Source organism: Budvicia diplopodorum (genome assembly GCF_009800925.1).
GTDB lineage: Bacteria > Pseudomonadota > Gammaproteobacteria > Enterobacterales > Enterobacteriaceae > Budvicia > Budvicia diplopodorum.
In genome coordinates, this window is sequence record NZ_WOYF01000003.1 from 280,649 (window position 1) to 303,397 (window position 22,749).

Annotated in this window: 15 protein-coding genes; 13 read left to right on the forward strand and 2 right to left on the reverse strand. The window is 49.4% G+C overall.

From position 1 onward, the window contains the following. Complete coding sequence (gene lplT / locus GVI43_RS05205; RefSeq protein ID WP_159565794.1) at positions 1–1,206, forward strand: lysophospholipid transporter LplT; 1,206 nt, start codon at positions 1–3, stop codon at positions 1,204–1,206. Positions 1,207–1,642: 436 nt separating this feature from the next. Here the strand turns inward: lplT and mutH are convergent, their stop codons facing one another. Continuing rightward, positions 1,643–2,329, reverse strand: coding sequence for a DNA mismatch repair endonuclease MutH (gene mutH / locus GVI43_RS05210; protein ID WP_159565795.1), 687 nt, complete (start codon positions 2,327–2,329; stop codon positions 1,643–1,645). Between the two features lie 695 nt (positions 2,330–3,024). Between mutH and rppH the strand changes: the two genes are divergently transcribed. The 11 genes from rppH to recD all read left to right on the forward strand — a co-directional run bounded on the left by rppH (position 3,025) and on the right by recD (position 19,772). After that, positions 3,025–3,549, forward strand: a complete 525-nt coding sequence (gene rppH / locus GVI43_RS05215) for an RNA pyrophosphohydrolase (protein ID WP_159565796.1) — start codon at positions 3,025–3,027, stop codon at positions 3,547–3,549. A 239-nt stretch (positions 3,550–3,788) separates the two neighbouring features. Then, positions 3,789–4,664, forward strand: a complete 876-nt coding sequence (gene lgt / locus GVI43_RS05220; protein ID WP_159565797.1) for a prolipoprotein diacylglyceryl transferase — start codon at positions 3,789–3,791, stop codon at positions 4,662–4,664. A gap of 6 nt (positions 4,665–4,670) precedes the next feature. Further along, positions 4,671–5,465 carry a thymidylate synthase gene (gene thyA, locus GVI43_RS05225; protein ID WP_159565798.1) on the forward strand — a complete coding sequence of 265 codons (795 nt, stop codon included), beginning with the start codon at positions 4,671–4,673 and terminating at the stop codon, positions 5,463–5,465. A gap of 213 nt (positions 5,466–5,678) precedes the next feature. After that, positions 5,679–6,197 (forward strand): prepilin-type N-terminal cleavage/methylation domain-containing protein, encoded by a 519-nt coding sequence (locus GVI43_RS05230; RefSeq protein ID WP_281350982.1) that lies wholly within the window; start codon positions 5,679–5,681, stop codon positions 6,195–6,197. Next, positions 6,191–6,838: a prepilin peptidase-dependent protein gene (locus tag GVI43_RS05235; protein WP_159565800.1), complete on the forward strand. Its 648-nt coding sequence runs from the start codon at positions 6,191–6,193 to the stop codon at positions 6,836–6,838. The genes GVI43_RS05230 and GVI43_RS05235 overlap by 7 nt, the downstream gene beginning before the upstream one ends. Next, entirely contained in the window at positions 6,835–7,353 is a 519-nt protein-coding gene (locus GVI43_RS05240) for a YgdB family protein (protein ID WP_159565801.1), read from the forward strand. The genes GVI43_RS05235 and GVI43_RS05240 overlap by 4 nt, the downstream gene beginning before the upstream one ends. Then, positions 7,350–7,715: a type IV pilus modification PilV family protein gene (locus GVI43_RS05245; protein WP_159565877.1), complete on the forward strand. Its 366-nt coding sequence runs from the start codon at positions 7,350–7,352 to the stop codon at positions 7,713–7,715. Before GVI43_RS05240 ends, GVI43_RS05245 begins: the two co-directional genes overlap by 4 nt. A 158-nt stretch (positions 7,716–7,873) precedes the next feature. Next, the gene (gene recC / locus GVI43_RS05250; RefSeq protein ID WP_159565802.1) at positions 7,874–11,248 is read left to right on the forward strand and encodes an exodeoxyribonuclease V subunit gamma; all 3,375 of its coding nucleotides are present in this window, start codon (positions 7,874–7,876) and stop codon (positions 11,246–11,248) included. Between the two features lie 232 nt (positions 11,249–11,480). After that, positions 11,481–14,366, forward strand: a complete 2,886-nt coding sequence (gene ptrA, locus GVI43_RS05255; RefSeq protein WP_159565803.1) for a pitrilysin — start codon at positions 11,481–11,483, stop codon at positions 14,364–14,366. After that, the gene (recB, locus tag GVI43_RS05260) at positions 14,366–17,908 is read left to right on the forward strand and encodes an exodeoxyribonuclease V subunit beta (protein WP_159565804.1); all 3,543 of its coding nucleotides are present in this window, start codon (positions 14,366–14,368) and stop codon (positions 17,906–17,908) included. Before ptrA ends, recB begins: the two co-directional genes overlap by 1 nt. After that, complete coding sequence (gene recD / locus GVI43_RS05265; RefSeq protein ID WP_159565805.1) at positions 17,901–19,772, forward strand: exodeoxyribonuclease V subunit alpha; 1,872 nt, start codon at positions 17,901–17,903, stop codon at positions 19,770–19,772. Before recB ends, recD begins: the two co-directional genes overlap by 8 nt. Before the next feature lie 2 nt (positions 19,773–19,774). Here the strand turns inward: recD and argA are convergent, their stop codons facing one another. Then, on the reverse strand, positions 19,775–21,103 hold the full coding sequence (gene argA, locus GVI43_RS05270; protein WP_211959067.1) for an amino-acid N-acetyltransferase: 1,329 nt from the start codon (positions 21,101–21,103) through the stop codon (positions 19,775–19,777). A 321-nt stretch (positions 21,104–21,424) separates the two neighbouring features. Here argA and amiC point away from each other — a divergent pair, with 321 nt between their 5' ends. Next, the gene (gene amiC / locus GVI43_RS05275; protein WP_159565807.1) at positions 21,425–22,666 is read left to right on the forward strand and encodes an N-acetylmuramoyl-L-alanine amidase AmiC; all 1,242 of its coding nucleotides are present in this window, start codon (positions 21,425–21,427) and stop codon (positions 22,664–22,666) included. The last annotated feature ends 83 nt before the right edge of the window (positions 22,667–22,749 follow it).

A 22,749-nucleotide genomic window follows, 5' to 3' on the forward strand; every position in this document is an offset into this window, starting at 1 on the left:
ATGACAACTATCGATGTGACGCCTAAACCGTTGCTTAACCGCAGTATGATTGCGGTAACCAGCGCACAGTTTTTCTCCGCATTTGGCGACAGCGCTCTGTTCTTTGCCACTCTGGGTATACTGATTCAGGAAAAGTATCCGCTGTGGAGCCATTCCACCCTACAAATGCTATTTATTGTGGCTTACGTGGTATTAGCCCCCTTTGTCGGCCAGATTGCCGATAGTTTTTCAAAAGGGCGAGTGATGATGTTCGCCAACGGTATTAAGCTGCTTGGCGCTGCGATCATTATCGGCGGTCTGGATCCGTTTGTTGGCTATACCTTAGTAGGGATCGGCGCGACGGCCTATTCTCCGGCTAAATACGGCATCCTCGGTGAAATTACTCACGGTGACCAATTAGTCAAAGCCAACGGTCTGATTGAAGCCTCAACGTTGGCGGCTATTCTGGTGGGTTCCCTGATGGGGGGCTGGATGGTAGATATCAGCCCCTATTTCGCACTGGCGATGTGCTGTGTGGTGTACGCCGCGGCGGTGATTGCTAACTGTTATATTCCCCGCCTCAAGCCTGCCCGTACCGACGCTCGCTGGAATGTGGCCGAAATGGTTAAACGCTTCGCCGGTGCCTGTAAGGTGCTATGGCAAGACGAAAGTACTCGCATGTCACTGGTGGGAACCAGCCTGTTCTGGGGCGCAGGAATTACTCTGCGGTTCTTGCTGATCCTCTGGGTGCCTATTGCGCTACATAGGGACGGATTACTCACGCCAACGCTATTGAACGCCATGGTGGCGGTAGGTATTGTTATCGGCGCGGCGGCTGCGGCTAAGTGGATCACGCTGAAAACGGTTAACCGCTGTATTCCGGCTGGCGTTCTGTTAGGCGTCGGCGTTGTGTGCTTTATCATTCAGGAAAGCTATATTCTTTCTTACGTGATTTTAATGCTGGTGGGCGTGTTTGGCGGCTTCTTTATCGTACCGTTAAATACCTTACTGCAGGATCGGGGCAAACAAACCGTGGGAGCCGGTAATGCGGTGGCGGTACAAAACTTTGGCGAAAACACGGCCATGCTGCTGATGCTCGGCCTGTATACCTTAGCGGTTAAAGCCGGTATGCCAGTGGTGCTCATCGGTTGTATCTTCGGTGGGCTGCTAGTGCTGTCAATTGGTGGACTGTGGGTCGTTCAGTTACGGAAGAGTAAGCCTGTTTAAGCTAAGTTTTGTATCATGGGGGCTAGCTGTATTGGTACTTGTATTTGGTTCTTAGTTGTTGACCTTCCAATAAGCACTTGAACTCAGCCGACATAAACAATTTGCCAGCATGAGCAGCATGGATGCTGCGAAAGGCAGAGCGACGCCGGACAAAATTGTAGGAACAATTTTGAACAACACCTTAGTGTTGGCCCTGAAAGGGTGAGTCTCAGGGATGAGACGAGTATTCCGGCTCTCTGCCGGTGCGTTAAGGCAAATTTTTTATGGCGGGAAGTCGCTTAAGCGACCTGAGTTCTCGTGCGGAGGTGCGGGTGCAGGGTGCGTGTATTGTGGGTTATGGAAACGGCTTACTTTTAGCGAACGAATATTTCACGATTCTTATCTGGAGTCTTTCAGTTTGGCTCGGGATAATCGCCTGATTCAAAATAGATATCAGCTACAAATCAAAATACCTCGCCAGCAGCGCGCTGGTAAATTCCTTCTTCAGGTAGAACCCTCTTGGCAGCGTCATTATTGGCTGCCCGTGTTCGCCTATGGCTTCCGTCAGGGCTCTGCTGTTGGCTGCCTTTGGGCGAATCTGAAGTACTTGTCCGTGGCGTGCTGTAATTGACTCTACTTTTCCCAGCACGATCAGATCCATTAGCTCTTCCCAGTCATGGCGAAGCTGCTGCTCTTCTTGTTGATTCGGGCTCCACAGCAGTGAGGTTCCAATACGCCGTTGCGCCAGCGGAATAGTGCGCTCCCCTTCAACCGGTACCCATAGCACCCGACGCAGTTTGTTTCGCAGGTGAGAGCTTTCCCACGTAATTCCATTGTTGCCGGTTAACGGTGCGACACAAACAAACGTGGTTTCTAACGGTTTTCCTTTGGCGTTGACGGGTATAGTTTTTAATTCGACGCCAAGATGCGGAAAGTCTTGCTCAGGCTTACTGCCTGCGCTAGCGCCGAGGTAGCGCTCTAATAGCATTCCGACCCACCCTTTATCACGCTTTAGATCCTCAGGGATCGGCATGGCTGCCATATCGGCCAGCTCTTTCATGGTATAGCCTGCCAGAGCCAGCGCTCGTTGATATAGCTCTTGCTCGCTGGCTGGAATATTTACCGGTAGTAGCTCGTGATACATGCCTAATCCATTATTAACTGGTCTAAATTCGTGCAATAAAAAATAGTATATATATCCTGTCGAACGCACGAGTGGATAACTACACTAATCATGTGATTTATAGAATTATTTTACTATTTTAACCTCGATGTTAGTTCACTGCATTGGATTTTATATTGAATAAGCCACCGGCAGTGAACAGGATCTTACACTATGTTATCCACAGATATCTTGGATAAGTGTACAAATCTGGCGCGTTGGATCAATTTTCACCCTTGACGGACGCCTTAATTTGGGCATTAACGTCGGCAGCGTTCAACTTTTTACCGTTATCTGTGGATAAAAACGGCGATGAACGTTTTTTGTTCATCAGAAAACTATTGGGTGAACTAAGTCACATATTTGTCGGTTGTGCATAACTATTTATATTTTTATTTAACTGAAAAATATCATTAACTTTAGATTCAAACCGAAGGGCGGAAATAATGTTATGCAAGGTTTTACCCACATTGTTCTCGGGTTCTTCACATAGATATCCACAGTTAAAGTGAATAACATTGAGTGAAATGGCAGTTATCTGTTTATAACTTTTAGTTTTTGGTCAAGTTATTCTTTAGCGATTATCATCGACGGATGCAAACCAGAGGTTTACCGCCTGTACGTTGTGTGAAACAATCAGTACATCTTTAAGATTTATGCTTATTTGAGGTAGTCCGGTGATCGATGATGATGGCTACCGCCCGAATGTTGGTATCGTAATCTGCAATAAGCAGGGACAAGTATTGTGGGCTCGCCGTTATGGCCAGCACTCATGGCAGTTTCCACAAGGGGGAATCAACCTTGGTGAAACGCCGGAACAAGCAATGTACCGTGAGCTTTTCGAGGAAGTTGGACTGAGCCGAAAAGACGTGCGGATCCTGGGCTATACGCGAAACTGGTTACGATATAAATTACCTAAACGTTTGGTGCGTTGGGACACAAAGCCCGTATGTATTGGTCAAAAGCAAAAATGGTTTTTGTTACAGCTACTGAGTAGTGATGCAGATATCAATATGCAGCGCAGCAGCACGCCTGAGTTTGATGGCTGGCGCTGGGTAAGCTATTGGTATCCAGTCCGTCAGGTTGTCTCGTTTAAACGTGACGTTTATCGTCGCGTAATGAAAGAGTTTTCACCAATAGTTATGCCGCTGCAGGAAGTTAAGCCCCAAAAAGCGCATCCGGCCTATCGCCGTAAAAAATGATTGCGTTTTGCCGCTTAGCAGACTGAGTTATAAAATCCGTTAGCCTCACTTAAATCGTGGGGCTAACTTATTTTTACCGCTAAACGTGGCCGTGCCTTTTTAGGTTTTTAAGCATCTGCCTTGCTGCAACTCCAATTATTTTGGGTATGTGCTATCATGGCAAAATCTGCACGTTTTTAACGTAAGAATCAGCCTTAACTAAACCCTCAAGCCAACATTGAAACGTATTGTGGTGATTGATGAACCCTAGCTTTCTAGAATTTCCTAAATTTGATCCGATTATTTTTTCATTAGAGCCCACGCTGCCTTTGTCATTGCGTTGGTATGGCATGATGTATCTGATCGGATTCGTATTTGCCCTATGGTTGGCAAACCGACGCGCCAAGCAGCCCAACAGCGGCTGGACTAAAGATGAAGTCGAAAGCCTACTCTATGCCGGTTTTTTGGGCGTATTTATCGGTGGTCGGGTTGGCTACGTACTGTTCTATGATTTCCCTAGCTTTATCGCTAACCCGCTTTACTTATTTAAAGTGTGGGAAGGGGGAATGTCCTTTCACGGCGGCCTGTTAGGGGTTATCGCCGTAATGTTCTGGTTCGCCCATCGCACCAAACGTACCTTCTTTCAGGTTTCTGATTTTATCGCTCCGTTGATACCTTTCGGACTAGGCGTTGGTCGGCTAGGTAATTTTATCAACGGCGAGCTATGGGGTCGGGTTACCGATTTCTCATGGGCGATGTACTTCCCGACCTCCAGAGCCGCCGACCAACTGTTTGCGGCCCAAAACCCGCAATGGCTGCCGTTTATGAAAGACGGTATGCTGCCGCGCCACATGTCACAGCTGTATGAGATGTGTTTAGAAGGTATTGTACTGTTTATCATTCTTAACCTGTTTATTAGTAAAAAACGCCCGATGGGAAGCGTTTCCGGGCTGTTTTTAATCGGCTATGGCTCATTCCGCTTTATCATTGAGTTCTTCCGCCAGCCGGACGCTCAACTGGGGCTGTTTGACATTTTCAGCATGGGCCAACTGCTTTCTTTACCAATGATTATCGCAGGCATTTTGATGATGGTTTGGGCATATCGTCGTCCTAAACCTACGCAACAACGAGCATAAACAACTATGAAACAGTATTTGGAATTAATGAATAAAGTCTTGCATGAAGGCACAAGCAAGGCCGATCGTACCGGAACCGGTACGCTATCTATTTTTGGTCATCAGATGCGCTTTAATCTGCAAGACGGTTTCCCGCTGGTTACCACTAAGCGCTGCCATTTACGCTCAATTATTCATGAGTTGCTCTGGTTTCTGAAAGGCGAAACTAATATCGCTTATCTGCACGAAAACAACGTCACTATCTGGGACGAATGGGCTGATGATAACGGAGATTTGGGGCCGGTGTACGGTAAGCAATGGCGTTCATGGGGCTCGGCAGACGGCAGCCATATCGATCAGATAACCAAAGTGGTTGAACAGCTAAAAAACGATCCTGATTCCCGCCGGATTATCGTTTCGGCCTGGAACGTTGGTGAACTAGATCAGATGGCACTGGCACCTTGCCACGCGTTTTTCCAGTTCTACGTTGCCGACGGCAAGCTGTCTTGCCAGCTTTACCAGCGCTCGTGTGACGTATTCCTCGGCCTGCCGTTCAACATCGCCAGCTATGCGCTATTTGTTCATATGATGGCTCAGCAGTGCGATCTGGAAGTCGGTGATTTTGTCTGGACCGGTGGTGATACCCACTTGTATATGAACCATATGGATCAGACCCATCTGCAGCTTAGCCGTGAGCCTCGTGCGCTGCCTAAGCTGGTGATTAAACGCAAGCCTGAGTCCATTTTTGACTACCGCTTTGAAGACTTCGACATTGAAGGCTACGACCCTCATCCCGGCATTAAGGCTCCGGTAGCAATCTAACCGCCGCCGATGAACTTATGAATTAAATCCCCGACATGCATCGCCATTCGGGGATTTTTTTAAGGGTGCTTCAGCGCCTCTATCGTTCAAATTTGCAGGCCCGTTCGCAATTTTTTGCAACGGGCCTGCTGTTTTATAAAATGATAGTGAAGCCGATTCCCGAACTCATCATCTTGCCTGTTAGTTGATAATTCCTTTTATTACCCTACCGCTATGGTAATAACAAAGCGTAATACTCAAAGCGGAATGACATTGATAGAAATGATGTTAGTCGTCGCCATTATGGCGATATTGACCACCGGTGGAATGACCAGCTGGCAAAGCTATCAGCAACGGATTTTTCTGGAACAGGCCAGCAGCGGCGCGTTAGCCTTTATGTCTCAGGTTCAGTTTGCGGCCGACTGGCGCAATAGGTCTTATCGGATCCGTATTGGCCGGCGCGAAAATGTCGCCTGTATCAGCGCAGGCCAGCTTGCAGACAGCAGCGATTGCCATTCTGAACTTGGGCTAGCGTTTACTTTACCCGATCCGGGGCTGAGCCTGGATATGAGTCAGTCAGATATCGGGCTAGGTTTTTATGGTTTACGTAATTCTGCCGGTACCGGTCATTTAACGGTGGTTAACCGCGCAGGGCGAGTGCGGTTAATAGTTTCCGCCAAAGGGCGATTGCGCCGCTGCAGTGAAAAAGTAGACGGTCGCCAGCCTTATCTACCGGGAATAGCGCCATGCTAAATTACGCCAGATTAAACAACGGCCTGAATCATGGTGATTCCCAGCGTGGCTTTTCTTTACTAGAAATGCTGATAGCCATGGTTTTGAGCAGCGTAATGATGGTAAGCGTTGCGGCAATGTATCCGGCCTTGCAGCACCAAAGCCAGTCTTTATACCGGCTGTATCGGCTGGAACAGTCTCTTCGGCAGGTATTAAGGGCAATAGAGAAAGATATAAAGCGAGCCGGGTTTTATTATTCATCGGTAGATAGGGGCGGAGCTCAGGTTGGAAATAATAGTGGAACTAAAGGCATCAGGATTGGGGCGCACCCACAGTCGGCTAACAGTTCCTGCGTGCTGGTTGAGTATGATTTAAACCATAACGGAGCCATTGAGCCTGCCGGTTCAGATAACGCAGAGCAGTTTGGCTATCGTTGGTTAGCCGATAGTATGGAACAGCACCGGGGCCCCACTGACTGTAGCGGAGTAGGCTGGGATAAGCTGTTGGATCCGGCTGAAGTGGTGGTGACGCAATTTTTGGTCACCCGAACGGACGTTGGCAATCAGCACTACTTCACGCTAACGCTGGAAGGCTACTGGAATAAGTGGCCACAGTTGAAACGACGGGTAAGCGGTCGTATCAGCGCTAAAAATTTAACATGAATGAAGCTAATTCAGGTAGCCCGTCACGCCAGCGGGGCTACAGTACGATTGCGATGGTTATGCTGTTAATGCTATTTGGAACGCTAATGCTGAAAGGGCTCAATGCGCAGTTAACGACGCAGGTTAAAATTTATGGCGATGAACGGCGTTATCTCAGAGCCTACAATCAGGCGCTTTCATCCATAGATTGGGCATTATCCCAACGTTGGAATGCACGAAGCGACCAATGGCTGTGTCGCGTATCTGATCGTGATGAGCTATCTGCCTGCGTACGAGAAATGGAGGATAGTACGATCCTAATCCGCGGTGCAGGCCAGCTAAACTATGGTGAACCTAATTTGGCGTTGTTCCAGCTGTCAGTTAGACGCGATAGTCAGCAAGGTGAAGATGACGGTGCATCAGCGCTGAAACGCGTGGCACATGGCTATATTGATTTCTGCCCTTTAGCTATGCAGGCCGATTGCGATCTGTCCGTGGAACCTAAAGCTAAACTGAGCTATCAGGGGGAGCGATGAACGCTGTGCATCATCAAAATAGCTCGGCCCCGGTGATTCAGCAATGTGCCGGTTTCAGCCTGCTGGAAGTGCTGATAGCCATGGTTTTATTTTCAATCTCACTGTTGGGGCTATTGCGTTATCAGCAGGTTCTGCTCGCTCAATTCAGTCATTATGCGGACGCGCAGTACGCATGGCGCTTAGCCAATCAGGCGTTAGATATTTATCCGGCCGTCATTGATAACGAACAAAAGCTGCTGGCTGGGCAATGGGTGCTTAACGTTAACGCGGTTGCCGTGCTGCCAGGATGTGAGCAAGTAGGCGCTCAGGTTACGGCTCCGGGAAACATTGATGTGACATTAACCCGATTGATTTGTCGCTGAGCGCCGAGCGGTCGATAATATTTTCATTATTCATCGGCCAAAACGGGTATCCTGCGGTATTGCTTTACACATCGGTCTATAAAATTGAAAATTGTCTTATAATTTAGTCCGATCGGCGGTTTTTAGCTTGTTTCGTCAATTCTATTTCAGGAGCCCGGATGTTCACGGTTTATCACTCAAATCAGCTCGATCTGCTTAAATCGTTGACCACGGCGCTTATTGCCAGCAAACCGCTGGCCGATCCCTTTGCCCAAGAAATCATTCTGGTTCAAAGCCACGGCATGGCCCAGTGGCTACAAATTGAATTGGCTAATGAGCTGGGCATTGCGGCAAACATAGAATTTCCGCTGCCGGCTTCTTTTATCTGGCAGATGTTTACCAAAGTATGGACAGAGATCTCGCAGGAGAGCGCCTTCAGTAAAGATGCCATGACGTGGAAACTGATGTGGCTATTGCCTTCGATGCTTGATTTACCCGATTTTTCAGCGTTGAAGGGCTATCTTAGTGATGATGAGGATATGCGTAAACGCCACCAGCTGGCCGGGAGAATTGCCGACCTTTTTGACCAATACTTAGTTTATCGTCCTGAATGGTTACAATGCTGGCAACAAAATGAGCGGGTAGACGAGCTGGACGAGGCTCAGATCTGGCAGGCTCCCCTATGGCGCGCGCTGATTGAATATACCGAACGGTTACAGCAACCGGGCTGGCATCGGGCTAACTTATACCAGCGCTTTATTGATACGCTCAACCAGCCCGGCTTTTCAGCAAAGGCGCTGCCTGAGCGGGTGTTTATTTGTGGTATTTCCGCACTTCCTCCGGTTTATTTGCGGGCACTTCAGGCGCTGGGTCAACACATTGATGTACACCTGATGTTTACTAACCCTTGTCGTTATTACTGGGGTGATATTCAAGATTATGCTTTTTTAGCCAAACTACAGGCGCGTAAGCGCAGGCATATTAAGCAAAGTCAGGAAATCCCACTGTTTCGTTCGCCGCAGACCGCCGGTGAACTGTTCGATGAGCAAGGTAACCAGCAGCTAAGTAATCCACTACTGGCCAGTTGGGGAAAGCTGGGGAGGGATAACCTCTATCTACTGGCTCAGCTCGACAAAATGCAGGAAGTCGATGCCTTTGTTGATATTGAACCCGATAGCCTATTGCACCGTATTCAGCGGGACATCCTCTCTCTTGACGATTGTGCATTGGTTGTCAACGGTCCTGATTCGCCTCTGGATAGCCGGGATAAACGGGAACTCGATCCCGGCGATCGTTCTATAAGCGTCCACGTTTGCCATAGCGCTCAGCGTGAAGTTGAAGTGCTTTACGATCAATTGTTGGCCATGCTGGATCAGGATCCTAACCTGACGCTGCGCGACATCATTGTGATGGTGGCAGATATCGACAATTACACTCCCTATATCGAAGCCGTTTTTGGCAATGCGCCGCCTGAACGCTATCTCCCTTATGCGATTTCAGACCGTAGTGCCAGTCAGGCACATCCGGTATTAACTGCATTTATAAGCCTGCTGAATTTGCCCGATAGCCGCTTCACTGCGGAAGATATTCTTACGTTGCTGGAAGTTCCTGCATTGGCGATGCGTTTTCAAATTGACGAACAGGGGCTGCAAATTTTACGCCAGTGGGTAGATGGCTCCGGCATTCGCTGGGGGTTAGATGATGAGATGGTCAGCGATCTTGAACTGCCCTCAACGGGGCAACATACCTGGCGATTTGGGCTAACCCGTATGCTGCTTGGCTATGCCATGGACAGCCAACGCGGTGATTATCAAGGGGTGCTGCCCTATGACGAATCCAGCGGTTTAATTGCCAGCCTTGCCGGGCAATTGGCCGAATTTCTGATGCAGCTGTCCCTTTGGCGCAAGCAGCTGGCTGAACCTCGCACTCTGACAGAATGGGCTCCGTTATGTCGCGGGCTAATCGCCTCATTCTTCATAACTGATGTAGAAACAGAGCCGGTTCTGGCGTTAATTGAGCAACAGTGGCAAAAGCAAATAGGCTTTGGTCTGGAGGCCTGCTATCAAGATTTGACTCCGTTAACCATTTTGCGCGATGAGCTTTCAGCCCGTCTAGACAATGAGCGCGTCAGCCAGCGATTTTTAGCCGGATCCATCAACTTTTGTACGCTGATGCCAATGCGTTCGATTCCTTTTAAAGTGGTTTGCCTGCTGGGAATGAATGATGGTGTTTATCCCCGAACTTTACCGCCGCTTGGCTTCGATTTAATGGCCAGCAAACCGCTGCGCGGCGATCGTAGCCGGCGTGATGATGACCGTTATCTGTTTTTGGAAGCGTTACTGTCGGCTCAGCAAAAGCTGTATATCAGCTTTATTGGGCAGTCAATTCAGGATAACAGCCTGCGCTACCCTTCGGTTCTGATTACCGAATTATTGGAATACATCTCGCAGAGCCATCGACTGCCGGATGACCAACCGCTGGATTTAGAGCAAAGTGCTCAGGCGGTTTATGAACACCTACTCTGTCAACATCCACGGGTGCCGTTCAGCGAGCAAAACTTTATCGATGGCAGCGAGCAGCAAAGCTATGCCAGCGAATGGTTACCGGCCGCCAGCAGGTTGGGGGTGCCTCATACGGAGTTTAGTTCAGCGCTTGATGAGCTGGCGCTTAAACGGGTTGAGCTGGACGATCTGCGGCGCTTCTATCGAAATCCGATACGGGCATTTTTCCAACAGCGGCTACGGGTTCATTTCTCTTTGGATGATACCGAACTGCCTGATGAAGAACCTTTTCTGGTGGATAATCTACAGCGTTACCAGATGAATGTGATGCTGTTGAACTGTTTGGTTGAAGACAGAGATCCAAAAGCTTTATTCTCCCGCTCCCGAGCGGCCGGAGAATTACCTTTCGGCGCTTTTGGCGAACTGTTCTGGCAGGGGCAATGCGACGAGATGACCGAACTGGCAGAGCGCGTTAAACAGCACAAATTGCCCGCTAGCAGTATTGAACTTGAATGCACTATTGCTGGGCTGGAGGTTAGCGGCTGGCTACATCAGGTTCAGTCCGACGGCATTTTACGCTGGCGCCCGGCTGAACTATCGGTGATTGACGGTATGCTGCTATGGCTCGACCATTTGGCGTATTGCATTAACGGCGGCACCGGTGAGAGCCGAATGTTTGGTCGTAAAAATAGCGAATGGCGTTTTGCGCCTATACCGGCAAAGCAGGCCGAAGACATGTTTACTGAATGGCTAAATGGGTATGTGCGCGGGTTAAGTACCCCACTGTTATTATTGCCAAAAAGCGCATGGGCATGGCTGACTAACTGCTATGACCAGCGTTCAGGAGATATCGAGTGGGATGACGACATTCAGCAAAAAGCCCGACAGAAGCTGATTCAGGTCTGGGAGGGTGGGCAGCAGGTAACGGGGGAAGGTGAAGACCCTTACCTTATGCGACTTTTTAGAGTCATGGATGATAAAAGCTATCGGCAGATTATTACAGATAGCCAGCCCTATTTGCTGACGCTGATTCGCCATAAGCTGGCAGATTAAAAATCTGGCTAAAAAAATGAACCCTGAGTTGCGGCGCTGTCAAACTGTGAAGTTAATCTCAAAACACCAAGGCGAGCGTTGTGCTCCCTCGGTTATGAGGCCGGCAGGATAACGTGCTATCTTGCCCGTTATATACCCGTCACGTTTCTTGTTGTACGGGCGCTGGCAGTGCTTATGTAACCCGAACTATTTAGAATATAAGTTGTTATTACGTCATCCAAAAGGAAAGCCCATGCGAAAGTTGCATACCTATATCACCGGTATATTATTTATCTTGTCCTGTTGGATTCCCGCAGCTTTTGCCGCTCAGGGTTGGCAGCCGCTGACTGAAAGCATTCAGAAAAGTGAACGGGATACTCGTCAGTATAAGGCGATAAAGTTAGATAACGGTATGACCGTTTTGTTGGTATCCGATAACTTAGCCAGTAAATCATTGGCGGCATTGGCTTTGCCGGTGGGTTCTCTTGAAGACCCCGATAGCCAGCTTGGGCTTGCGCACTATCTGGAACATATGGTGCTGATGGGGTCAAAACGCTATCCGCAGCCTGACAGTATCTCTGAATTTCTTAAAAAACACGGCGGTAGCCATAATGCCAGCACCGCATCTTATCGTACGGCTTTCTACCTTGAAGTCGAAAACGATGCGCTTGCCCCGGCGGTTGATCGCTTGGCCGATGCGATTGCAGAGCCTTTATTAGATCCGGTCTATGCCGATCGTGAGCGCAACGCAGTCAATGCCGAGATGACGATGGCTCGTTCCCGCGACGGTATGAGAATGGCTCAGGTTGGTGCGGAAACTTTAAATCCTGCTCACCCGAGTGCACGTTTTTCCGGCGGTAATTTAGATACTCTGAAAGATAAGCCGGGCAGTAAATTACACGATGAGCTGGTGGCGTTTTACCACCGTTACTATTCGGCTAACCTGATGGTCGGCGTGCTCTATAGCAATGACTCTTTAGATAATCTGGCCAAACTGGCAACCGACACGTTTGGCCGTATTGGTAACCATAACGCCAGCGTTCCTGCCGTTACCGTTCCGGCAGCGACGGCTAAAGAGAAGGGGCTGATTATTCACTACGTTCCGGCCCAGCCTAATAAGCAGCTGCGCATTGAGTTTCGCATTGATAATAATATTGCCGATTTCCGCAGTAAAACGGATACCTATATCAGCTATCTGATCGGTAATCGTAGTGAAAATACGCTATCTGACTGGCTGCGTAAGCAAGGTCTGGCTGACAGCATTGGCGCTGGCGTTAATCCGGTTATTGACCGTAACGGCGGGGTTTTCAGCATTGGGGTTTCATTGACGGATAAAGGGCTGGCTAACCGGGATCGGGTTATTGCTGCGGTTTTTGACTATCTTAACGTGATTCGTAAGCAGGGAATTCGCAAAGACTATTTTGATGAAATCGCCCATGTGATGGATTTAGACTTCCGTTATCCATCTATTTCACGCGATATGGACTATGTCGAGTGGCTATCGGATACCATGCTAAATATTCCAATTGCCAACGTGCTGGATTCTGACTATTTGGCCGATCGTTACGATCCCAAAGCTATTGCTGCCCGTTTGGATGAAATGACGCCGCAGGCGGCCCGCATATGGTTTGTCAGCCCCGATGAACCACATAATAAAACGGCTTACTTTGTTAACGCGCCTTATCAGGTAGAGCGTATTTCTCAGCAACAGGTTTCTCTCTGGCAGTCTGATGAAAAAACGTTAAATTTGAGCCTGCCAACGCTCAACCCGTATATTCCGGATGATTTTAAACTGGTCGCAAGAGCTGAAGCTCCGGCGGGGCCGATTCAGGTATTAAACCAGAGTGATATCAGGGCATGGTACGCCCCGAGTAAGTACTTCCCGGATGAACCCAAAGCGAATATAAAGCTGGCTTTACGTAACGCTAAAACTTCAGACAGCGCTCGTAATCAGGTGATGTTTGCATTGACTGATTATTTAGCCAATCAGGCCCTTGCTCAGATCAACTATCAGGCTTCAGTCGGCGGTATTAGTTTTAGTACCGGCTTAGCGAATGGCCTGCAGCTTAACGTGACCGGTTTTAATCAGCGAATTCCTCAGCTCGTTACCGCCTTCTTAGATCAGTATCGTACTTTCACTCCGACGGCAGAGCAATTGACTCAGGCCAAATCATGGTATCGGGAGCAGCTAGATGCGGCAGAGAAAGGCAAAGCGTATGAACTGGCTTTACAGCCTGTACAGTCACTGTCTCAGGTTCCATACACCGAACGAAACGAGCGGCGTAGCACGCTGGATAACATTTCTGTCGATGATATTGTTCAGTATCGCAATCAGCTCCTGACCAACGGTACGCCAGAATTATTTGTTCTCGGCAACATGACGCCGGAGCAGGTTAAGCAGCTTGCACTGGGCGTCAAACAGCAATTAGGCTGCGTAGGTACCGAGTGGTGGCATGGCCAGAACGTGGTGGTTGATAAACCGACGTTAGCGAACCTGACGAGAAAAGGCAGCAGTACGGATTCCGCATTGGGGGCCGTTTATATTCCTCAGGGTTATGATGAAGTTCAGGGCATGGCTCGCAGCAACCTGCTTGCCCAGATTATCCAGCCCTGGTTTTATAACCAACTGAGAACTGAAGAGCAGTTGGGATATGCCGTATTTGCTTTCCCAATGCAGGTTGGTCGCCAGTCGGGCATTGGCTTCTTATTGCAGACTAATAGTAAAACCCCGGCTTATCTTGAAACGCGTTACCTCAGTTTCTATAAAATGGCAGAAAAACGCCTGTCAGAAATGAAAGAGGCCGACTTTAACCAGTACAAGCAGGCTCTAATCAATGAACTAGAACAGCGTCCGCAAACGTTGGATGACGAAGCTGGCTATTACACCAATGACTTTGGCCGTGGGAATGCCCATTTCGATACCAGAGCTAAGGTACTGGCTCAGGTGAGAAGCTTGACCAAGGCAGATATTCAGGCTTTCTTCCAACAGGCGGTTATCGACAGTAAAGGTCTGGCTGTGATTTCTCAGGTCATGGGGCAGAGCGATGTGAAAACGGAATATGCACAGCCTAAAGGTTGGACTGAATATCCGAATACCTCATCCCTGCAAAAGACCTTGCCCGTTGAGGTTCAGAAGTAATGACCGAACGGCTGCCTGAATCGCTTAACCCGTTAACGCTCCCCCTGTTCGGGGAGCGCTTAATCGAGGCTTCGGCCGGAACGGGAAAAACCTATACCCTTGCGGCGCTTTATCTGCGTCTGCTGCTTGGGTTGGGCGGTGAGGCTGCTTATCCCCGGCCTTTATCTGTGGAAGAGATTCTGGTGGTAACGTTTACAGAAGCCGCCACGGAGGAGTTACGCAATCGCATCAGAGAGAATATTCATAGTTTGCGTATTGCCTGTATCCGTAATCAAAGTAGCGATACGCTTTTGACTCAGCTTATGGCCGAAGTTCCAGATATCGAGAGCGCCTCTTCGCTATTACTGGCGGCAGAACGCCAGATGGATGAAGCGGCTATCTATACTATCCACGGTTTTTGCCAGCGAATGTTAAGCCATAATGCCTTTGAGTCAGGCATTTTGTTTGAGCAATCACTGATTCAGGATGAACTACCGCTGCGCCGTCGGGCTACCGCCGATTTTTGGCGCAGGCATTGCTATCCTTTACCGTTACCGGTGGCTCAGGCTATTAGCGAGGAGTGGAGCGGTCCGGAAAGGCTACTGGCCGACTTATTGCCTTACCTGCACGGTGAAGCTCCTCAGCTTCGTTATCCTCCGTCTCAGGACGATATATCGCAGCGTCACCGGCAAATTATTGACCGGATCGACGAGGTTAAACAGCGGTGGCGGGAGTCTGCGGCAGATCTTGAATCGTTTATCAGCGGTTCCGATGTCGACAAGCGTAGCTATAGCTCGAAGAACCTGCCTAACTGGTTAAATAAAGTGGGCCTCTGGGCTGAAGAAAACACCCAGAGCTATCGGTTGCCAAAAGATCTTAATAACTTTCGCCAGTCAACGATTGTAGAAAAAACCAAGAAGGGTATACCTCCGGTTCATCCGTTGTTTACTGCCATTGAACTACTTTACGCTGAACCATTGACCCTGAGAGACTTGATTTTAGCCAAAGCTATGAGTGAAGTTCGCCTGACCGTTCAGCAGGAGAAACGCCGCCGGGCGGAGCTGGGGTTTGATGATTTACTGAGCCGGTTAGATACGGCACTGCAACGGTCAGGGGCCGATGCGCTGGCCGAGGCAATACGCCAGCGTTATCCCGTCGCTCTGATTGACGAATTTCAGGATACCGATCCTCAACAGTATCGAATTTTCCATAAGCTGTATGGCGGAAGGCAGGATACCGGCCTGTTGCTTATCGGCGACCCTAAACAGGCCATTTACGCGTTTCGCGGTGCAGACATTTTTACCTATATGCGGGCACGCAGTGAAGTGAGCAGCCACTACACTATGGACACCAATTGGCGTTCATCATCGGCGCTGGTGAATTCGGTCAATACCTTATTCCAGCGGATGCCCGCTCCGTTTATTTTTAATCAGATTCCTTTTATTGCGGTGAAACCTGCCGAGAAAAACCAACGGCTTGGCTTTGAACTGCATGGGCAGGATCAACCGGCAATGGGCTTTTGGTTACAGCCGGGTGAAGCGTCAGGGCAGAACGAGTATCAGCAACTGATGGCTCGACAGTGTGCGGCACAGATTCGAGACTGGCTGACGGCAGGGCAACGGCAGCAGGCATGGCTGGTGCGTGGCGATTGGCGACAGCCGGTGATTGCTGCCGATATTGCTATTCTGGTTCGAACGGGAAAAGAGGCGGAGCTGGTACGGGATGCTTTAAGCGCGTTGGCTATTCCGTCTGTGTATCTTTCTAATCGTGAGAGCGTATTTGCCACTGCCGAAGCGAAAGATTTGCTGTGGTTACTGCAGGCCGTACTGACGCCGGAAAAAGATCGGGCATTGCGTAGTGCATTAGCCAGCGGGTTGCTTGGGTTAGATGCTCGCCAAATTGATGCAATTAATCAAGATGAACGCCAGTGGGATCGGCTGGTGGATGAGTTTAGCCAGTACCGCAGTCTATGGCTCAAGCGCGGTGTGCTGCCCATGCTGCGGGAAGTGATGGCCAAGCGACAGCTGGCAGAAAACCTGTTAGTGACGCCGGGCGGTGAACGGCGGCTGACTGATGTGATGCATATCGGTGAACTGTTGCAGGAAGCTGCACTTATGCTGGAAAGTGAGCACTCGCTGGTGCGCTGGCTGGCTCAACAGATTGCTCAGCCAAACGTTCAGGCAGATAGCCAACAGCTGCGGCTGGAGAGCGAGCGTAATCTGGTGCGGATCGTGACTATCCATAAATCCAAAGGGCTTGAATATTCGCTGGTTTGGCTGCCGTTTATTTGCGGTTTCCGTCCACAAAGTCAGGCGTTGTACCATGATAGAGATACCTTTTCGGCCACGCTGGATCTTCACCAAAGTGAGGACGCACTCACGTTAGCCGAAGAAGAGCGCTTGGCTGAAGATTTACGTTTACTGTACGTTGCACTGACTCGATCGATTTACCACTGTAGTATTGGCGTTACGCCACTCTACGCGGGCAATCGAACAAAGGGTAACTCAGATATACACCGTAGCGCTATTGGGTATTTACTGCAGCAAGGGCTGGCCGGTGATTCGACTCTACTGTCTGACTCGCTGAGCGCTTTAGAGCAGCACGAGGGCATTTGCGTTTATCCGGTTACCAATACGGATTCAACCGTCTGGAAGGATGTTATTACGCTGCCAGAAAGCCTGAGCGCGCGCGCGTTTAACGGCCATAGTCAGGATAATTGGCGAGTCACCAGCTATTCAGGCCTGCAGCAGGGCGCGACTCAGCATTATGACATACTTCCACGCTTTGATACCGATGCTGCCGGTGAGAAAAATGATAGCCAGCATGCGCTGCTGAGCCCTCATAGTTTTCCTAAAGGCGCTGTTCCCGGCACGTTTCTTCACGACCTGTTGGAATCGATTGATTTTAGCAAGCCTATTGATCAGGCTTTTCTCGCCGAAAGGCTGGTTATTCAGGGGCTAGACAGCCACTGGTTACCGGTTGTTCAATCGTGGTTAGAAGCGATCGTGAATGCACCTCTTGAACGGGAACGGGGTATTTGTCTAAAAGATATCCCACCGGCTAATCGTCAGTCGGAGCTGCAGTTTTATTTGCCTATCGGCCCAATGCTGGAGTCCGGCAAGCTGGATGCATTGGTGAAACGCTATGACCCGCTGTCTGCCCGCTGCCCTGAGCTTAACTTTCGTCAGGTAAGGGGAATGCTTAAAGGGTTTATTGACCTCGTATTTTGCTGGCAAGGGCGCTATTACCTGCTGGACTATAAGTCTAACTGGCTGGGAGACAGCAGCGATGCTTATACCCCCGAAGCGATGGAACGGGCTATGTGCGAGCATCGGTACGATTTGCAATATCAACTTTATTCTCTGGCTCTGCATCGCTATTTACGTCACCGGATTGCCGATTACGACTATCAGCATCATTTTGGTGGCGTATTTTATCTATTCTTACGCGGTCTGGAACAGGATAAGCCTGAACAGGGCGTGTTCTACTGTCGCCCTCAGTGGAATTTAGTCGACGGTTTAGATCGATTGTTTGCCGGAGAGAAGGAGCCTGCGCGTGTTTAACCTGTTGCAGAAAGCCGCAGAGATTAATCTTTTTCGTCCGTTAGATGTTCAGCTGGCCCGGCTCCTTGCTACCGATAGCGAGCCCCAGCTGGCGCTACTGATTGCGAAACTGAGTGCCGAAGCCGGTGCTGGCCATGTGTGTTTGTCGTTAAGCTCATTGAATGAATTTTCGCTGTTTGACGGGCGACATAGCGAGCTGGCGGCTGAAATTTGGCGATGCGCCGGTCGTCCTGAACGCGCTGATTTCTTGGCGGCGGTGAATGCCTCTCCGGTAGTCAGTGATGGTGGATTAGCCACGCCGTTGGTGCTGTCAGGCGATCGCCTGTATCTGCAACGGATGTGGCAGGATGAAGGGCAGGTTGCCGCGTTCTTCTTGCATCATAGCCGCAATATGGAGATTGGCGCCGTCGGGCTGCATGAAGAGACGCTTCGTCAGGCTTTAGATAATTTATTTGAGCCGGTCCCTGATGATACTGACTGGCAGAAAGTGGCTGCCGCAGTCGCAGTAAGCCGTCAGGTGTCGATTATTTCTGGCGGTCCGGGAACCGGAAAAACCACGACCGTTGCTCGTCTGCTGGCCGCGTTAATACGGTTGGCCGGTCCGGCTAAATTACGTATCGCTCTTGCCGCGCCCACCGGAAAGGCGGCGGCTCGCCTGACCGAATCCCTTGGTAAAGCCAGCCAGAACCTGCCGTTGAGCGATGTACAACGACAGCAAATGCCGTCGGAAGCCTCTACGCTTCACCGCTTACTTGGCGTTCAGCCCAATAGCCGTCAGCTACGCTATCACAAAGACAATCCATTACATCTTGATGTACTGATTGTCGATGAAGCATCGATGGTCGATTTACCCATGATGGCGCGTCTGGTTGATGCTTTGCCTGAGCGTGCCCGGCTAATTTTATTAGGCGATCGCGATCAGCTGGCTTCCGTTGAGGCGGGTGCCGTGCTGGGGGATATCTGTCGGTTTGCGGAGCAAGGCTATAGCAATAGCCGAGCCATTCAGCTGTCAGGCCTGACCGGATATCACATTGAGGGTAATCATTTAGCCGGTTCGGTGCCGGTCCGAGATAACCTATGTTTGCTAAGAAAAAGCTATCGTTTTCATCAATATTCCGGCATCGGTCAGTTCTCTTTGGCGGTTAATCAAGGTGATGGAAGAGGGGCGATTGGCTGTTTTAACCGGGGTTTTAGCGATCTTGAATGGTTGAAAATGAGTGACGGTAATGACTATTTGCGATTGCTGGAGCATTGTACCGAGGGCTATAGGCATTACCTGAGCCAGATAAAAACCGCTGATCCTTTAGCGGTTCTGGCGCTGTTTAACCAGTTTCGTTTACTGTGCGCGTTGCGCAGTGGTCCTTTTGGCGTCGAAGGATTAAATACCCGAATAGAGCAAGCGCTGCTGGCTAAACGACTCATAGCCAAAATGCCCGGCGCGGCAGGACCTTGGTATCCGGGGCGCCCGGTTATGGTGAGCCGTAATGATTCATCATTGGGGTTATACAATGGTGATATCGGTATCGCTCTGATGACCGATAGCGGAGAAATTCGGGTCTATTTTCAATTGCCGGACGGTTCGGTGAAAGCCGTTCAACCCAGCCGATTGCCCACCTGCGAAACGGCTTATGCCATGACGGTGCATAAATCCCAAGGCTCAGAGTTTGCTCATACCGTATTAGCGTTGCCCGACAGTTTCTCTCCACTGATAAGCAGGGAACTGGTCTATACCGCGATCACCCGAGCCCGTGAAAAGTTAACGCTGTTTGCCAATGAAAATATTTTACTCTCTGCTATCCGAGCGCCAACCGAACGCCGGAGCGGGTTGGCGGAACGTTTAGCCGTGGAAGTGGGCTTCGATTAATATCAGACCGGAGTTACCAGAATTTTTGAACGGCGTTGGTAATTATATAGCGCCTGCTTTTTCATCGGCAGATCGTCAATGTTGGCGGGCGTAAAGCCGCGTTCCTGAAACCAGTGGATGCTGTGGGTAGTGAGAACAAATAGCTTTTCTAACCCCATTAAACGGGCCTGACCGCTGACCTTTTCCAACAGTATTTCGCCGCGCAGTGAACTGCGGTATTCAGGATGCACCGCCACGCAGGCCATTTCACCAATTTTTTCTTCGGGGAAGGGATAGAGGGCCGCGCAGGCGATGGTCATATTGTCGCGCTCTATGATGGTAAATTTATCAATTTCCATCTCAAGCTGTTCTCTGGAACGGCGGACCAAAATACCCTGCTGCTCTAACGGGCGGATCAGTTCAAGAATTCCGCCAATATCGTGAATAGTTGCCCGCCGAACCTGCTCGGCACTTTCCATGACGATCTGAGTACCGATACCGTCTCGGGAGAATAGCTCTTGTAGCAGTGCACCACTGTCCTGATAGCTGATCAGGTGGCAACGACGCACTCCGCTGCGGCAGGCTTTTACTGCGCCGCGCAAGAAGCGCACGGTACCTGAATGGTAATCGCCGTTAGTTTCATAACGTTCAAGATACTTTTGTGCATCGTTGGGAAACAGTTCTGGTAAAACGTTACCGTTTTCATCTTCTACACCCTGTGATGAACAAAAACCGATCATTTTCTCTGCTTTGAGCTTGATAGCTAATTGCGTCGCAACTTCTTCTGACGTGAGGTTAAAGCTTTCACCGGTAACGGATACGGCGACGGGGCCCAGCAATACAATAGCGCCGCTGTCTAGCTGGCGATGAATCGCTTCTTCATCAATACGACGAATACGGCCGGAGTGGCAGTAGTCAATGCCATCATCCACGCCCAGCGGTTGTGAAATCACGAAGTTGCCGCTAACGACGTTAATATGCGCTCCTTGAAGTGGAGTATTATTCAGGCTCATTGATAAACGGGCCGTGATATCCAGCTGTAACCGGCCTGCGGCCTGTTTGACTAACTCCAGCGATTCGGCATCGGTGACTCGGGTATGTTTATGATAGATAGCCTGTTTATTATGTACGGTTAGGTTGGCATCGATTTGCGGTCTGGCACCATAAACTACCACTAGGCGGATGCCTAAACTGTGTAATAGCCCGATATCATTGATAATATTGCTAAAATTGTCATGCTCAATAGCTTCGCCACCGAGCATAATGACAAAGGTTTTGCCGCGGTGAGCATTAATATAAGGAACTGAATGGCGAAAGCCCTCAACCAGCTCAATACTGCGTTCCTTCATGATGGACCTCTTGCATAATAATTCGTATTTTTTGTATTTTTATTCTATTTGAGGTCTGCTGGCAAGCAGAATATTTAGCCATTCTTCGTTTATCTGAATTTATCAATAATTGAGCGGTGGCCGGATTGAATGATTTTTTGTCTGATTTGAGCAATAAATGCTAATTTCCCCGATTTTGTACTCTATATTAGGGCTTATTCCCAATAGCATGCAGGTTAAGCGTGACAGCATTGCTTCTGTTAGGTAGAGTTTTCGCCAACTTTCAATTTTGCTTTATTGTGTCGTTTAAACAGTACATTTTACCAAGGATTATTACGGAGCATCATGTCTAGCGTTAAACCCGATTATTTACGCCGCCGTTTATTACAAGGCGCCGCGGCGACGTGGCTATTGAGCATAAGCGGGGTGGGTGCGGCTGCGGCGACTTCCAGCGTGATTGCCGTTCGGGTATGGCCATCCTCGACCTATACGCGGATCACGTTAGAATCTAGTACTCCATTGAAATATAATCAGTTTACCTTAGCAAATCCTAACCGTATCGTGATTGATATTGAGAACGTGCAGTTAAACAGCGTGCTGAACGGAATTGCTAATCAGGTTCAGAGCAGCGATCCGTATCTTAAAATGGCCCGCATCGGGCAGTTTGACCCTAATACCGTACGGCTGGTGCTGGAACTAAAGCAAAATATTAATCCAAACCTGTTTACTCTCAAGCCCGTTGCGGAGTTCAAGAACCGCCTGGTGGTGGATTTGTATCCGTCTAACGGTAGTGCCGATGAAGCGGACGATCCTTTGCTGGCGTTATTAAAAGAGTATAACCAAGGAGCCTTGGAAAAGGATCCGCCCGCGGAGCTGCCTCAGGCCGGTAAAGCCGGGCGAGACAGGCCATTGGTAATTATGCTAGATCCGGGGCACGGTGGTGAAGATCCGGGAGCAATTGGTAAGCGTGGCACTCGCGAAAAAGATATTGTGCTGCAAATAGCCCGTCGTTTACGCACTCTGATTCAAAAAGATCCGAAAATGAAGGTCTATATGACCCGCGATGAAGACGTGTTTATTCCTCTAAAGGTCCGTGTGGCAAAAGCGCGTAAACAGCGGGCTGACCTGTTTATTTCTATCCATGCGGATGCTTTTACCGATCGTTCAGCTAACGGTTCGTCTATTTTTGCTTTATCGACCAAAGGGGCGACCAGTACGGCGGCTAAGTATCTGGCCCAGACTCAAAACGAAGCCGATGAAATTGGTGGAGTGAGTAAGAGTGGCGATCGCTATCTTGATCATACTATTTTTGATTTAGTACAAACTGCGGCGATTAATAACAGCCTGAAGTTTGGCAAAGAAGTGCTGACCCGTATGGGGAAAGTGAATAAACTGCATAAAAATAAAATTGAGCAGGCCGGCTTTGCGGTATTAAAAGCGCCAGATATTCCGTCTATTCTGATAGAAACCGCCTTTATTTCCAATCTGGAAGAAGAGCGTAAACTTCGTACTACGGCGTTCCAACAGCAGCTAGCTGAGTCTATTTTTACCGGAATTAAAGCGTATTTCGCGACGATCAAGTATTAATCCACGACAAACAGGCGTGCGCCTGTTTCATTTACAACATGAGCTTAAGTTTGTAAATTAGTAGGCCGTAGTTTGCGTGGCCG

Excerpts from the sequence above, each read along its gene's own strand:
- lplT (WP_159565794.1), top strand. The coding sequence starts at position 1 with ATGACAACTATCGATGTGACGCCTAAACCGTTGCTTAACCGCAGTATG.
- mutH (WP_159565795.1), bottom strand. The coding sequence starts at position 2,329 with ATGTATCACGAGCTACTACCGGTAAATATTCCAGCCAGCGAGCAAGAG.
- lgt (WP_159565797.1), top strand. The coding sequence starts at position 3,789 with ATGAACCCTAGCTTTCTAGAATTTCCTAAATTTGATCCGATTATTTTT.
- thyA (WP_159565798.1), top strand. The coding sequence starts at position 4,671 with ATGAAACAGTATTTGGAATTAATGAATAAAGTCTTGCATGAAGGCACA.
- GVI43_RS05230 (WP_281350982.1), top strand. The coding sequence starts at position 5,679 with ATGGTAATAACAAAGCGTAATACTCAAAGCGGAATGACATTGATAGAA.
- GVI43_RS05235 (WP_159565800.1), top strand. The coding sequence starts at position 6,191 with ATGCTAAATTACGCCAGATTAAACAACGGCCTGAATCATGGTGATTCC.
- GVI43_RS05240 (WP_159565801.1), top strand. The coding sequence starts at position 6,835 with ATGAATGAAGCTAATTCAGGTAGCCCGTCACGCCAGCGGGGCTACAGT.
- GVI43_RS05245 (WP_159565877.1), top strand. The coding sequence starts at position 7,350 with ATGAACGCTGTGCATCATCAAAATAGCTCGGCCCCGGTGATTCAGCAA.
- recC (WP_159565802.1), top strand. The coding sequence starts at position 7,874 with ATGTTCACGGTTTATCACTCAAATCAGCTCGATCTGCTTAAATCGTTG.
- ptrA (WP_159565803.1), top strand. The coding sequence starts at position 11,481 with ATGCGAAAGTTGCATACCTATATCACCGGTATATTATTTATCTTGTCC.
- recB (WP_159565804.1), top strand. The coding sequence starts at position 14,366 with ATGACCGAACGGCTGCCTGAATCGCTTAACCCGTTAACGCTCCCCCTG.
- amiC (WP_159565807.1), top strand. The coding sequence starts at position 21,425 with ATGTCTAGCGTTAAACCCGATTATTTACGCCGCCGTTTATTACAAGGC.